The organism is Salinimicrobium aquimaris (assembly GCF_035607535.1).
Lineage (GTDB): Bacteria > Bacteroidota > Bacteroidia > Flavobacteriales > Flavobacteriaceae > Salinimicrobium.
On the sequence record NZ_JAYDZX010000003.1, the window covers coordinates 67,764 to 81,808 of the forward strand.

Below are 14,045 nucleotides of genomic sequence, written 5' to 3' on the forward strand. Positions count from 1 at the left end.
TACTCCAAAAGGTGTAGAATACCTAACTTTGCCCGTCAAAAAATTAGTCTGTTTTGTTTTTACGGAAAAAGAAGATATTAATGAAAAAAGCCTTAAAACTGTTTAGCCGTGTTATGATCGCACTCTTATCTATTGTAGTTGTCCTTGCATTAATCGTAGGACTATATATGCAGCATCCTAAGTTTGGAGCAACGCCCACAGGAAAAAGGCTTGAAATGATAAAAAAATCTCCTAATTATAAAGATGGTTCTTTTAAGAACCGTTCTTATACACCATCACTTACAGAAGGCCATTCAATGGGTAAAGTAATGTTTGATTTTCTTTTTAGAAAGAGTTCCAAATCCACACCTAAAAGCACTATACCTTCTGTCCAAACAAATCTCAAAAATCTTCCTAATGGCGACTGGCTGGTTTGGTTCGGGCATTCATCTTACTTCATTCAAACTGATGGCATAAAAATTTTGGTAGATCCCGTGTTTAGTGCAAATGCTTCACCTATTCCGGGTTCCACGAAAGCATTCAAGGGAACAAATGTTTACACTGCGGAAGACCTTCCGGAAATCGATTATCTTTTCATTAGCCATGATCATTACGACCATCTGGATTACGAAACCATGAAAAAGCTGAAGGGCAGAGTCAAATATGTAATTTGTGGTCTGGGTGTAGGAGCTCACTTAGAGAAATGGGGATACGAGCCGGAGAAAATAATGGAGATGGATTGGGATACTAAACTTGAACCGCAGAAAGGAATACAAATCTACGGACTCACGGCCCGGCATTTTTCCGGAAGGGGATTTAAGAGGGATGCCTCTCTTTGGATGTCTTACTTGCTCGAAACCCCAACCCATAAAATTTTCATTGGTGGGGATGGTGGTTACGACAAACATTTTGAAGAAATTGGAAAGTTACATGGCCCTATAGATCTGGCAATTTTAGAAAACGGGCAGTACAATGAAGCCTGGCAAGAAATCCATTTTCTTCCCGGGGAAAACCTGCAGGCAGCCCTGGATCTAAAAGCCCAAAGATTGATGCCCGTTCATTCATCAAAATTTGATCTGGCGCTGCACGATTGGGATGAGCCCTTAAATGAAATGTCCAGGCTTAATCAAAGCATAGGAATACCATTGGTAACACCGGTGATAGGTGAACTTGTTAATCTTAACGATAGTAACCAGAAATTTACGGAGTGGTGGAAAGAATTAAAATAAACACCAAAAATGAAGTAGTAATTGCAGGAAGTAGTTGGATTGTTGGTGATTTAGTTTTAGATAACTGCCTTAAGTCTTATATGATAAAAGGAATAATCACATTTCTGTGGAAGCCTTCTTCGGAAAGTAAAAAATAAAGTAAAAGAATTTGTTATTGCAGCTTTTGAAGATTTTTATACTCTGTACTCAATTCACAATATAGATATAGCTTTATTCTGTATAGGGATTTACGGGCAGGTTTCAGGTTGTAGACTATTCACAGCTGCACCTCAAGATTCGTTCGAAAATCCAAAGCCTATAAGTGTTCTGCAAAACTGAAAATAAAATTACCCACTGCCACCTTAAATATGTCTCAGCCCTCCGGCACGCCAAGTGTGCATCAAGAAGTTGTGGCAATTTAGGAAATTTGTCTCTATTTATTCCCGTCCTGAAAAAAATATCAAACTTTTATAAACCTGCATTTCCTGCATTTCTTGCATACTCTGATCTTTAGAGACTATTTACTATCCCGGGCAGATCTATTCGAGTTCAATAGTGTTTCTTCAATATCCGATTGCCTGTATCGCACCCTGGTTCCGATCTTGTAAGGCTTCAAAACCCCCAACTTTCCCCATTGATAAAGAGTTACTAGGGAAATCCCTAAAAGCTCCGATACATCTTTCGGCTTAACCATACTTCAGGCTCTTTAGGGGTACACTTTTTTGAAAATTCTACAAGAAGCTTCTCTACCCCTTCCAGAATTTCTTTTTTAAATTCCTCCGGGTCTACTTCATAGAATTGAATGGCTTGTTTTTTCATTTTTTAGCATCCAATTTACGGTTTCCCGTCCTTCTCTTTAACAGAATATTAATAGATTTACAGTTAAGACCAAACCAACTCCAGAATGACCATAGCCGAATACCTCTCCCACCTCAATAGACTTTACATTACCGGCCACGCAAGAGAACACTCCTACCGCGGAGATCTTCAAACCTTGTTATCTACTCTTTTACCAGGTATCCTTGTGACAAATGAACCAGCCAGGGTGAGTTGTGGTGCTCCAGATTATATGCTTTCACGCAAAGGTGTGCCTGTAGGTTATGTTGAAGCAAAGGATATAGGGGTGGATTTAGATTCTAAAGGTCTAAAGGAGCAATTCGAAAGGTACAAAGCAGGTCTTACCAATCTTATAATTACCGACTATCTCAACTTCAGGTTTTACAGGGAAGGTGAATTTGTAACTGAAATATCCCTTGGCAGTTTGGAAGCTGGTGAGATAAAACCTTTACCGGGTAATTTCGAGCATTTTACGCACCTCATTTCCGATTTTGCTTTAGTTGTTAGTCAAAGCATTAAGTCCCCTACCCGTCTTGCTAAAATGATGGCTGGAAAAGCGAGATTAATGGCCGATGTCATTGAAAAGTCTTTAGATAATGATGATGAGAAGGAAAAAAGGTCAAATCTAAAGTCCCAAATGATCTCCTTCAAGCAAATGCTTATTCACGATATCACCAACAGGTCCTTTGCCGATATCTATTCGCAAACCATTGCCTACGGAATGTTTGCAGCGCGGTACCACGATCCTACTCTGCCAACTTTTTCACGCATGGAAGCAGCACAGCTTATACCCAAGAGTAACCCGTTCCTCCGGAAACTATTCCAGGACATTGCCGGTTTTGACCTGGATGATAGACTTGTGTGGATTGTAGAGGAGTTGGTAAGCATTTTTCTTGCTTCAGATGTCTCAAAGATCATGAAGAACTTCGGAAAAAGCACTAAGCAAGATGATCCGGTAGTCCATTTCTACGAAACTTTTTTAGGTGAATACAATCCTGCCCTTAGAAAAACCCGAGGAGTGTGGTATACACCACAACCGGTGGTAAACTTCATTGTGCGAGCAGTTGATGATATTCTAAAAGACGAATTCAATCTCCCTCAAGGTTTAGCAGATACCAGTAAAACAAAGATCACCGTTAAAGTTCCCACTCATGACAAGCGGTATGCCGGCGGAATGCGTGATTATGAGCAGGAAGTCCATAAAGTGCAGATACTCGATCCCGCCACCGGAACCGGAACTTTCCTGGCTGAAGTTGTACGGCAGATCCACAAGAAATTTGAAGGCCAACAAGGCATCTGGACGCGTTATGCTACGGAACATTTGATTCCCCGCCTAAACGGCTTTGAATTGCTGATGGCAAGTTACGCTATGGCCCATCTCAAAATGGATATGTTGCTGACTGAAACCGGCTACAAACCCACAGATGATCAACGCTTCAGGATCTTTCTGACTAATTCCCTTGAAGAAGCGCACCCGGACACGGGAACCCTTTTCAGCTCCTGGCTTTCCGATGAAGCTGATCAGGCTAATGCAATCAAAAGAGACACTCCAGTGATGTGCGTCATTGGAAATCCACCCTATAGTGGTGAAAGCTCAAATCAAGGGGAATGGATTTTAGATTTAATGGAGGATTATAAAAAAGAGCCAGGAGGAAAAGAACGACTAAAAGAAAAAAATTCTAAATGGATTAATGATGATTACGTAAAGTTTCTTCGTTTCGGTCAATACTTTATAGAACGGAATGGTGAAGGAGTATTAGCTTTTATTAATCCTCATGGATATTTAGACAACCCCACCTTTCGTGGAATGCGGTACAACCTTTTAAGGACGTACGATCAGCTATATGTAATCGATCTCCATGGAAACTCCAAGAAAAAAGAAACAGCTCCTGACGGTTCTGTTGATGAAAACATTTTTGATATTATGCAGGGTGTTTCCATCAACATATTTGTGAAAACAGGAAAAAAAGAAAATGACACTTTAGGTCAAGTTTATCATTACGATTTATACGGAAAACGTGAGTTTAAGTACGATTTTCTACTTAAAGAAGATTTGGGTTCAATTCCATTCGTAGACCTCGTAAATAAATCTCCAATGTATTTCATGATGCAGAAGGATTTTAAAACTGAGGAAGAATATGTAAGCGGTTTCTCAATGAATGAAATTTTCACCCTGAGCGGAAATGGCATAGTCAGTAAAAGAGATGCTATGGCCTTTCAGCCGACTAAAGAAGATATACAGCACGTGATAAACGATGTCTACACCCTCGACAACAAAGAAATCGTGAGCAAATACAACAATGTGAGCTGGAAAAGTCGTGATGGAAAGGTGGAGTTCGTAAAACAGAATGTACTTGAATTTGGGCTTGACGATCAACACTTCGTACAATGTGAATATCGGCCATTTGATAAGAGGTGGACCTATTTTACTGGTAAGTCTAAGGGGTTCATCGGGTGGCCTGTTAATCAAATAATGAGACATTTTTTAAAAGGAAAACAAAATTATGGTCTTGTAATAGGTCGTCAGGGCCAAGCTGTAGGTTCAATGCCGTGGAACTTATCATTTGTAACAAACTCAATAACCGACTTTAATCTGTATTATAGAGGTGGAGGAATGCTCTTTCCATTATACCTCTATTCAGAAACTTCTAATCAACAAACAATAGACGACAAACAGGAAAATCGGGTTCCCAATCTTAATGAGGAAATTATTGGAAAAGTAGCTGAACGAATAAATCATGCTTTCCTTCCAGAGGAAAACCTTGTCTGCGATTTAGAAGCTGGTTTGGATGGTACTTTTTCCCCTATAGATATTCTTGATTACATATATGCAGTTCTACATTCCCCGGAATACCGGGAGAAATACAAGGAGTTTCTAAAAATAGATTTTCCGAGGGTCCCTTATCCAAAGGATGCTGATCAATTCTGGAAGCTTGTAGAGTTGGGAGGGCAAATACGTGAGCTGCATTTGTTGGAAAGTCCGCTTTTGGAGAAGCGAATTACCGGTTATCCTGAAGATGGTGATAATATCATCACCCGTAAGATCACCAAAAACAGCCCCGGCTACGAACCGGATTCGGAAACACATGGAAAAGTTTGGATCAATGACCAGCAATATTTTGACAATGTGCCCCTGATTGCCTGGGAATTCTACATCGGCGGCTACCAACCGGCACAAAAGTGGTTAAAAGATCGCAAAGGCCGGGAATTAAGCTTTGAAGATATCCTGCACTATCAGAAAATGATCGTTGCGCTAACCGAGACTGATAGGCTGATGAAGGAGATTGATGAAGTTGGAGTGATTGTCGAAGAAATGAGTGTGGAACAATAGGTAAATCATAGAGATAGGTAAACGGCAGTATTACTTTTAACATAGATGCTGCCACGGCATATCATGCATCTGAGAGGATGTCTTTTCAACCTGACCTAATTTCCGGTTCGCTTTGATCTTCAATTTTGGAGCTTATTTAAGAACTTGCTTAAATAATTTATTACTTTTGTGAAATGAAAGATATCAACTGCATACGTAAAGAAGCCGATTTTGACCAGATCAAACGTTGTCAGGAGCAACTTTCCGAAGCCGAAGAGGCTGTGAGTGCCCTAACAGATAAGCTTTCCCTGGTGAGTAACAGTGTAAGGCTAAAGATTCTTTATGTCCTGCAAACAGAAGAAAGATTATGTGTGTGTGATCTAAGTGACATCCTGAACATGACCATTCCGGCAGTTTCGCAACACTTGCGAAAATTGAAGGATAGGGATTTTGTAAAAGCGGAAAAAGAAGGTCAGACCATATTTTATTCTCTTCGGAATGACCATCGGGAACTCCTTGCTCCCTTTTTCAATTTAATAACACATCAACCTGAAGCTATATGAAGACAAAAAACGGCTTTATTGGAGTAGGTATTTTAACTGGTATTGCCAGTTCTCTTTGTTGTATTGCTCCCATACTTGCTATAGCAGCAGGAACAGGAAGCATGGCAGGTGCTTTTGCATGGCTGGAGCCTTTTAGATGGCCACTTGTAGCAATTTCAATAGTTGCTTTGGGATTCGCCTGGTATTTGAACCTGAAGTCTACAGACGATGACTGCGGCTGTGAAAGCAATTCCCGATCTTCCTTTTTCCAGTCCCGTAAATTCTTGACTGGAGTGACTGTTTTTGTTATTCTGAGCCTGGCTTTTCCTTATTATGCTGAAGCTTTTTATCCTTCTGATGAAAAAGAAGTGGTTTTTGTTCAGGAAAAAAATATTCAAACGGTAGAATTCTCTGTGAGTGGTATGACCTGCACAGGCTGTGAGGGTCATGTAAAATCTGAAGTTAACAAGCTAAACGGGATTGTCACCTGCAAAGTTTCTTACGAAGAAAGTAATACGGTTGTTGAATTCGATAGTTCACTCACGAACGTTGAAGAAGTAAAAGCAGCTATTGAACGAACTGGAGACAAAGTCACAAAAATAGAAAGATGATGAAGCAATATGATGTAATAGTAATAGGTTCGGGCATGTCGGGTATGACAGTTGCCAATAAATGTGCATCCAAAGGTTTAAAAGTCGCTGTAACTGATGAACTACCCTATGGAGGAACTTGTGCGCTTCGAGGATGTGACCCAAAAAAAATAATCATTGGTGCTACCGAAGTGAGAGACTTCGCTCAACGATTGGCGGGAAAAGGTATTGATACTGTTCCTGAAGTTAACTGGAAAGACGTCATGGCTTTTAAGCAGGAATTCGTAAATGCCATGCCCGGGAAAATCGAAAAAGGATACAAACACAATGATATAGACACCTATCACGGTGCTGCTCGCTTTTTAAGCAATGATTCAGTTGAAATTGAATCGCAAGTTTTAAAAGGAGATAAAATTGTTATTGCCACAGGAGCCAGATCACGTACACTAACTTTTGAAGGCGGTAACTACGCTTTGACCAGTACAGATTTTCTCAACCTGAAGGAGCTGCCAAAGTCCATGATATTTATAGGCGGCGGTTATATTGCCTTTGAATTTGCACATATCGCCAGGCGATGTGGGGCCGAAGTTACCATAGTACACCGGGGACCACGACCTCTGGAAAATTTTGATAGGGATATAGTTCAGCATTTGTCTGAAGCAACACAGAAGATGGGCATAAAATTAGTGCTTGAAACAAACGTTACCGGAATCAAAAAAGAAACAAAAGGTTTTACTGTTGTTGGTGAAAAAAATGGTTCTGAAGTAGAATTTATGGCTGAAGCAGTTTTTAACAGTGCAGGAAGAGTGCCTCATATCAATGACCTAGATCTTAAGGCTGGATCTGTTGCTTCAAACAAAAGGGGGATTGAGGTCAATGAGTTTTTACAGAGCACTGCAAATCCCAACGTGTATGCTGCCGGAGACGCTGCCGACAGCAATGGACTACCGTTAACACCAGTAGCCGTTTATGAAGGTCATATTATTGCTTCCAATATTATAAAAGGAAATAGCAGAAAGGCAGAGTATCCACCCATGCCCTCAGTGGTCTTTACCCTACCGCCAATGGCTTCAGTAGGTTTAACAGAAGAGGAAGCCAAAAAGGCCGGAATTAATGTAAAAGTAAATAGCAAAGCGGTCCCGGAATGGTTTAATGCGAAGCGATTAAACACCGAAGAATATGCCTTCAAGACCATCATAGACACCGAGAGTGGAACTTTAGTAGGTGCACATTTAATTGGTCCGGGAGTTGAGGAAACAATTAATTTTTTCTCTCTTGCTATTTACAAATCGATACCAGTACAAGATTTAAAGAAAATGATTTATGCGTACCCCACAATGGGTTCGGATATCACATCAATGTTATAAAAAATCCGATATGGAGACAATTTTAAAGTCTATTCTCACTTGCCCGAACTGCAATGTATCCAAGGAAGAAACCATGCCTACAGATGCATGCCAATTCTTTCACGAATGCGCCAGCTGTGGAACCGTAGTAAAGCCATTGGAAGGTGATTGCTGTGTTTTTTGCAGTTACGGTTCTGTACAATGTCCACCAATCCAGGAGTCTCGTTCTTGTTGTAGCAAATGAAACTTAATCAATTAAGAATTTTATAAGCTTTGCTTCTAAGTTCTTTTTTTACCTTTGCATTGTGAAATTTATCGCAGTCATACTATCTGTTTATTTCCTGGGGCTAAACTTTATACCCTGTGATGACACAGCTGTATCCGAAAGTCAGGATACTATCTTCGTGAGTTTGGAAGTAGACCAGGATCAGCAAGGCGACCAGCATGGTACTTCAGATGACTGTCCTCCTTTTTGCCAATGTCACTGCTGCCATGTGCATGTGGTGAGATTCGAAACAAGTAGCTTCGAAGTATTTGAGCCAAAAATGCCCTTTTTGACACCCTTGTTTGGAGAGAGTGCAGGCAAGGAAATTGCCTTTTCTCACTTCCAGCCTCCCCGTATTTAATTCAGTTTTAGGATAGCTATATCCTTTTGTCACTGGCCCCGGCCAGAGAATTTATTACAAACTGAATTAAATTATCATGTATGATTAATAAGATCATTGATTTTTCGATCAATAATAAATTTATTATTGGTCTACTCACAGTGGTGTTAATTGGTGCAGGGATCTGGAGCGTTTTCCAGGTTCCCGTAGATGCCCAACCAGACATCACAAATAATCAGGTGCAGGTGATTACCCAGGCACCCAATTTAGGAACTGAAGACATCGAGCAGTTCGTCACCTACCCCGTTGAAATTGCTATGAGTAATTTGCCGGGTGTAACAGAGATTCGCTCAGTTTCCAGGTTCGGACTCTCCGTTGTAACCATTGTCTTTGAAGACGACATGGGCACTTATCTCCCCAGGCAATTAGTAGGTGAAAAACTGAATGCCGTAAAAGATGAAATTCCCGAAGGTTTTGGACAACCTTCCATGGGACCTATTTCTACGGGACTTGGTGAAATTTACCAATATACCCTGGAAGTAGAAGAAGAATTCAAGGATGACTACTCCCCCACTGAGCTGAGAACAATTCAGGATTGGATTGTACGCCGACAAATGGCTATGGTGCCGGGAGTTGTAGAAGTGAACGGTGTTGGCGGAATGATAAAGCAATATGAAGTTGCTGTAGATCCGGACGAACTAAAAGCTATTGGACTTTCCATTTCTGATGTTTTTACCGCCCTTGAAAATAACAATCAGAATACCGGTGGGGCTTATATCGAAAAGAACCATCAGGCAAACTTCATACGGGGCGAAGGACTTGCACGAAGTGTGGAGGATCTGGAAAAGATTGTCGTCACCACTTCCGGAGGAGTACCTATAACAGTTGCAGATGTTGCTGATGTTCGAATAGGAAGTGCCGTACGTTATGGAGCACTAACAAAAAATGGACAGGGAGAAGCCGTTGGTGGAATGGTCATGATGCTGAAAGGAGCCAATTCCAATGAAGTAATCGACAATGTAAAAGACAGGATCGAACAGATTCAGAAATCCCTTCCTGAAGGTGTTTCCATAAAGCCATTTTTGGATAGAAGTGAACTTATTAGTGACACCACTTCCACAGTTACAAAAAACCTGCTCGAAGGAGGATTAATCGTCATTTTTGTTCTGGTGCTGCTCCTGGGGAACTGGCGGGGAGGTTTAATAGTTGCCTCAACAATTCCCCTCTCCCTCCTGTTTGCTTTCATTCTTATGAACCTTTTCGACGTCTGGGCAAACCTGATGAGTCTGGGGGCAATAGACTTTGGGATTATAGTTGATGGAGCGGTGATCATTGTAGAAAGTACTGTTTTTACAATTCATCAGCGCATGAAGAAACGAGGCGAATTAAACAAGGCTGAGAGAAATAATATAGCCGCATCTTCAGCCAAAAAGATGATGAATTCTGCCTTTTTTGGGCAGCTTATTATTCTCATCGTTTTTCTTCCCATTCTTGCTCTGGAAGGGGTTGAAGGCAAGATGTTCAAGCCAATGGCACTTACCTTTATTTTCGCCATGCTGGGCGCCATGATCTTGTGTTTGACATACGTTCCAATGATCTCTGCTCTCTTTCTCAAGGAAAGTAAAAAACGGAAGAGATCCTATGGCGATAAATTTGTAGGTTGGGTTCAGAATAAATATGAGCCTTTATTAAACAAATCTTTAAAAAGAGGGAAAATTGTACTCGGCTCCGCTATAACTCTATTCGCTTTGGCAGCGTTCATGTTCACCAAAATGGGAGGGGAATTTATTCCGCAGCTCGATGAAGGGGACATCGCTTTCCACATTATCCTTAAACCGGGAAGTTCTCTTGACGAAGGAATCGCGACCTCCACAAGAATTGAACAGCTTCTTCTGGACGAGTTTCCGGAAATAGAACAGATCGTCACTCGTTTTGGAGTTTCTGATGTCCCAACAGATCCTATGCCTATGGATATTGGAGACAGCTTTATCATTCTAAAGGATAAAGATGAATGGACTTCTGCCGATTCTAAGGATGAACTTATTGCAAAGATCAAAGAAACCATCGGTATTATTCCCGGCGTTAGCTATGAATTTACCCAGCCAGTAGAAATGCGGTTCAACGAACTTCTTACCGGGGTGAGGGAAGATGTTGCAGTCAAACTTTATGGTGAAGATCTGGAGGTTCTGGCAAGTAAGGCGCAGGAGATGGGCAACATTATTTCTACTGTAGAAGGAGTTGCCGATATGAAAGTAGAGGCCACGGCCGGATTACCGCAGATCACGGTCAACTATAACAGGAATAAAACTGCGCAATACGGTTTACAGATCAAGGAGTTAAATTCCCTTATCCAATCGGCTTTTGCAGGCGGAGATGCGGGAGTTATTTTTGAAGGAGAAAGACGATTTGACCTGGTAGTGCGATTACAGGAAGAAGAAAGAACAAGTATTGAGAATATCAGGAATTTGTATGTAACCTTACCTTCAGGTAGTCAGATACCACTGAAAGAAGTGGCTGAAATAAGTTATCAGCCCGGCCCGATGCAGATTAGTAGGGATAATACCAACCGCCGTACATACGTGGGAGTAAATATCAGGAATCGTGATGTGAAGTCTGTGGTGGAAGATATACAGACCAAACTGGACGCTGAGTTTGAACTACCGCCCGGCTATTACATTCGCTACGGTGGGGCTTTTGAAAATTTTGAAAGAGCAAGCAAGAGACTGCAAATTGTAGTTCCCATCGCCCTGCTCCTCATCTTCATCCTGATCTTTTTTGCTCTCAAATCCTTTAAGCAAACCACCATGATCTACATAGCCATTCCACTTGCAGCTATTGGCGGGATATTCTCCTTATGGCTGCGGGACATGCCCTTTAGCATTTCTGCCGGGGTTGGCTTTATTGTATTGTTTGGAGTGGCGGTTTTAAACGGCCTTGTACTTATTAGCAGTTTCAATGAATTAAAAGAAGAAGGTGTGAAAAATCTAAATGAAAGGATCAGTCTTGGAACAAGAAGCAGAATCCGTCCCATTTTGCTAACAGCTCTTACCGATGTGCTTGGGTTCCTGCCTATGGCCATTTCGAGCTCGGCAGGAGCAGAAGTGCAACGGCCACTGGCAACTGTGGTTATAGGAGGTTTAATTACCTCTACCCTGCTCACTTTATTCATTTTGCCTATTCTTTATAGATGGGTTGAATCAAGGTCTGGCAAATTAAAATTTAAACCTTCAATGGGTGGATCTTTTGCTTTAATTCTTGTCCTGTTCCTTTTACCTGCTGGTTTAAGCGGTCAAACAATGGAATTGTCTCAAGAGATTACTCAGGAGCAAGCAGTATCGTTAGCCCTCCGGAATTATCCACTTCTGAAAAATGAGAAGTCCCAAATTGACCAGGAGCAAGCTCTGAAAAAATCTGCCTGGGATTTTGGGGAAACTGAAGTATTTACGGGTGGAGAAGAGCTTGGAGATGCCGGTGGAATATATACGACTATTGGCGTTCAACAGAAAGGGATTGATTTATTAGGGATACCTTCTAAAACTAAGCTTTACAACAAAAGAATTGCCCTTGCCGAAGAAGCCTATGAACTGTCTCAACTTCAGGTGGCACAGGAGGTGAAAATAGCCTGGAGTCGTACCTTTTCGGCAAAACAACAGTATCTGTTATTTCAGGAACTGGATTCCCTGTACCAAAAATTAGAACAGGCCGTAAATCTTCGGTACGATGTAGAGGCCATCTCAAGATTAGAAATGCTGACAGCCAAAAATAAAGTCAGCCAAATTTCGGTTGATTTGCAACAGGCCGAAATGGACTACCTAACAGCCTTGCAAAAGCTCAATCTATGGTTGGGAGATGAAGAAGTCTTTGATGTCCCGGATGATTTTCAAGGTATTTTGGACGATGAAATTTTCCTTTACGGAGATCTACCTGAGGATCACCCTCTTCTGGAAGTTTCAGAAAAGAAGGTTGCGGTGGCAGAAGCTGCTTATGCTGCAGAAAAGGCTAATTTTCTACCTGATTTCAGTGTTCAGTACGGACTTCAAAAAGTAAATGGAGCAACCGGTTTTTATAACTATCAGGCCGGAATATCTATTCCAATCCTTTCAGGAGCTGCACACGGGGAAGTTAAAACGGCAAAAATAGAAAAGGAAATTGCACAAAGAGCTGCCGGTTTTAAGAAAGACCAGATAAAATCTGATTTTGAAATTGCCTTGAGAAACTATAAGCGATGGAAATCTTCCTGGTTGTTTTACAGGGATGAAGTCCTTCCCTTGCTGAAGGAACAACGGGAGGGATCATTACTCGCCTTTAATGAAGGTGCCATTGAATATGTGGCTTTTATTCAGAATTTAGACAATGCAATGGAGTCAGAAATTAAGGCGCTCAAAGCTTTTGAAAATTATCAAATAGCCCTTGCAGAATTACAATTTTACCTAACAGGAAAAAACTAAAAAAATGAGATTTCAAACAATATATATACTTCCGTTTCTCCTCCTACTGTCTTGCGGGGAAAATACTGAAAAAGAGGTGACACAGAAAAAAGAAGCTGAACCTGCAAAAACAGAAACGGTCAAGGAAGCTATGCTGTCACAACAGCAGTTCGATGTGCTTGACATGAAGATTGACAGCCTTACAACCAGGTTAATGAGCGGATATGTACAGGCAAATGGAGAGCTGGAAGTCCCTCCTCAAAGCCAGGCTGCAGTCACTCCAGTTATTGGAGGTAATGTATCATCAATAACAGTGATCGAAGGAGATGAAGTTCAGCGTGGAGATGTATTAGCCTATATCGAGCACCCGGAGATCATCGAGATACAAACGCAATTTTTGAATGCCTTAAACAGTCTGAATTATCAGGAAAAAGAGTTCCAAAGGCAAAAGAAATTGTACGAAGCCGGAGTGGGTTCAGGGCAAATCTTTCAGCGTGCCGAGGCAGAACTGGAAAGCCTAAAGGGACAGGTGGCAGGGCTTAAGGCTCAGTTGCAACAATTGAACATCAATCCTGAAACTATCCAAAATGGAAATATCCAGCAGAGGATTGCGGTTAGAAGCCCTATAGATGGAGCTGTTCAATCGGTTAACATTAAAACAGGCCAATTTGTACAGGCGCAGTCTGAAATGTTTGAGCTTATCAATACGAAAGATGTTCATGTAGACTTTATGGTCTTTGAAAAAGATGTGGCAAAAGTGGAGAAAGGACAGAAAGTATTTTTCACTATCGAATCATTACCAGGAACTGAATTGACCGCGGAAATAATTTCTGTAAGCAAGAACTTTGAGCAGGATCCCAAAGCAGTTCATGTTCATGCGGAAATCATCGACAGGCCTGAAAATCTTGTTCCGGGAATGTATGTAAGAGGGCGAATTGCGGTTGACAATCAACAAACAACAGCCTTACCCGAATCTGCCATAGTTAGAGAAGGTGGTAAATTTTATGCTTTTACTGCAGAAGAGGAAGGAGATGCGTGGAGCTTTCGACCTGTGGAAGTTATTACCGGGACTGATGAAGGTGAATGGGTTGAAGTAAAGCTAATAAAAGATCTTCCAGAGAACATGAGATTTGCCTATAACAATGCCTACTATCTTATGGCGGAGATGCAAAAGGGAGAAGGTGGACACAGCCATTAATTT

At 41.3% G+C, this 14,045-nt stretch carries 11 protein-coding genes; 9 read left to right on the forward strand and 2 right to left on the reverse strand.

Annotated elements, in window-relative coordinates:
* Window positions 1-80 precede the first annotated feature (80 nt).
* Window positions 81-1,208: an MBL fold metallo-hydrolase gene (locus VR862_RS06490; protein WP_097055083.1), complete on the forward strand. Its 1,128-nt coding sequence runs from the start codon at window positions 81-83 to the stop codon at window positions 1,206-1,208.
* A 496-nt stretch (window positions 1,209-1,704) separates the two neighbouring features.
* Here the strand turns inward: VR862_RS06490 and VR862_RS15605 are convergent, their stop codons facing one another.
* Complete coding sequence (locus VR862_RS15605; RefSeq protein ID WP_097055084.1) at window positions 1,705-1,881, reverse strand: helix-turn-helix domain-containing protein; 177 nt, start codon at window positions 1,879-1,881, stop codon at window positions 1,705-1,707.
* Window positions 1,848-2,006, reverse strand: coding sequence for a hypothetical protein (locus VR862_RS06495; protein WP_179670484.1), 159 nt, complete (start codon window positions 2,004-2,006; stop codon window positions 1,848-1,850). The genes VR862_RS15605 and VR862_RS06495 overlap by 34 nt, the downstream gene beginning before the upstream one ends.
* A gap of 85 nt (window positions 2,007-2,091) precedes the next feature.
* Here VR862_RS06495 and VR862_RS06500 point away from each other — a divergent pair, with 85 nt between their 5' ends.
* The 8 genes from VR862_RS06500 to VR862_RS06535 all read left to right on the forward strand — a co-directional run bounded on the left by VR862_RS06500 (window position 2,092) and on the right by VR862_RS06535 (window position 14,042).
* Window positions 2,092-5,355, forward strand: coding sequence for a type ISP restriction/modification enzyme (locus tag VR862_RS06500; RefSeq protein WP_097055085.1), 3,264 nt, complete (start codon window positions 2,092-2,094; stop codon window positions 5,353-5,355).
* Window positions 5,356-5,528: 173 nt separating this feature from the next.
* On the forward strand, window positions 5,529-5,897 hold the full coding sequence (locus tag VR862_RS06505; RefSeq protein WP_097055086.1) for an ArsR/SmtB family transcription factor: 369 nt from the start codon (window positions 5,529-5,531) through the stop codon (window positions 5,895-5,897).
* Entirely contained in the window at window positions 5,894-6,487 is a 594-nt protein-coding gene (gene merTP, locus VR862_RS06510) for a mercuric transport protein MerTP (RefSeq protein WP_097055087.1), read from the forward strand. The genes VR862_RS06505 and merTP overlap by 4 nt, the downstream gene beginning before the upstream one ends.
* A complete protein-coding gene (locus VR862_RS06515) occupies window positions 6,487-7,833 on the forward strand; it encodes a dihydrolipoyl dehydrogenase family protein (protein ID WP_097055781.1) in 1,347 nt (448 codons plus the stop codon). Before merTP ends, VR862_RS06515 begins: the two co-directional genes overlap by 1 nt.
* 10 nt (window positions 7,834-7,843) lie before the next feature.
* The gene (locus tag VR862_RS06520; RefSeq protein ID WP_097055088.1) at window positions 7,844-8,056 is read left to right on the forward strand and encodes a GDCCVxC domain-containing (seleno)protein; all 213 of its coding nucleotides are present in this window, start codon (window positions 7,844-7,846) and stop codon (window positions 8,054-8,056) included.
* A gap of 61 nt (window positions 8,057-8,117) precedes the next feature.
* Window positions 8,118-8,438: a DUF6660 family protein gene (locus tag VR862_RS06525; RefSeq protein WP_097055089.1), complete on the forward strand. Its 321-nt coding sequence runs from the start codon at window positions 8,118-8,120 to the stop codon at window positions 8,436-8,438.
* An 80-nt stretch (window positions 8,439-8,518) separates the two neighbouring features.
* Window positions 8,519-12,865: a CusA/CzcA family heavy metal efflux RND transporter gene (locus VR862_RS06530; RefSeq protein WP_097055090.1), complete on the forward strand. Its 4,347-nt coding sequence runs from the start codon at window positions 8,519-8,521 to the stop codon at window positions 12,863-12,865.
* 4 nt (window positions 12,866-12,869) lie between these two features.
* Entirely contained in the window at window positions 12,870-14,042 is a 1,173-nt protein-coding gene (locus tag VR862_RS06535; RefSeq protein ID WP_097055091.1) for an efflux RND transporter periplasmic adaptor subunit, read from the forward strand.
* Window positions 14,043-14,045: the final 3 nt, after the last annotated feature.

Coding starts and splice junctions, on each gene's coding strand:
- VR862_RS06490 (WP_097055083.1), top strand. CDS start 81: ATGAAAAAAGCCTTAAAACTGTTTAGCCGTGTTATGATCGCACTCTTA.
- VR862_RS15605 (WP_097055084.1), bottom strand. CDS start 1,881: ATGGTTAAGCCGAAAGATGTATCGGAGCTTTTAGGGATTTCCCTAGTA.
- VR862_RS06495 (WP_179670484.1), bottom strand. CDS start 2,006: ATGAAAAAACAAGCCATTCAATTCTATGAAGTAGACCCGGAGGAATTT.
- VR862_RS06500 (WP_097055085.1), top strand. CDS start 2,092: ATGACCATAGCCGAATACCTCTCCCACCTCAATAGACTTTACATTACC.
- VR862_RS06505 (WP_097055086.1), top strand. CDS start 5,529: ATGAAAGATATCAACTGCATACGTAAAGAAGCCGATTTTGACCAGATC.
- merTP (WP_097055087.1), top strand. CDS start 5,894: ATGAAGACAAAAAACGGCTTTATTGGAGTAGGTATTTTAACTGGTATT.
- VR862_RS06515 (WP_097055781.1), top strand. CDS start 6,487: ATGAAGCAATATGATGTAATAGTAATAGGTTCGGGCATGTCGGGTATG.
- VR862_RS06520 (WP_097055088.1), top strand. CDS start 7,844: ATGGAGACAATTTTAAAGTCTATTCTCACTTGCCCGAACTGCAATGTA.
- VR862_RS06530 (WP_097055090.1), top strand. CDS start 8,519: ATGATTAATAAGATCATTGATTTTTCGATCAATAATAAATTTATTATT.
- VR862_RS06535 (WP_097055091.1), top strand. CDS start 12,870: ATGAGATTTCAAACAATATATATACTTCCGTTTCTCCTCCTACTGTCT.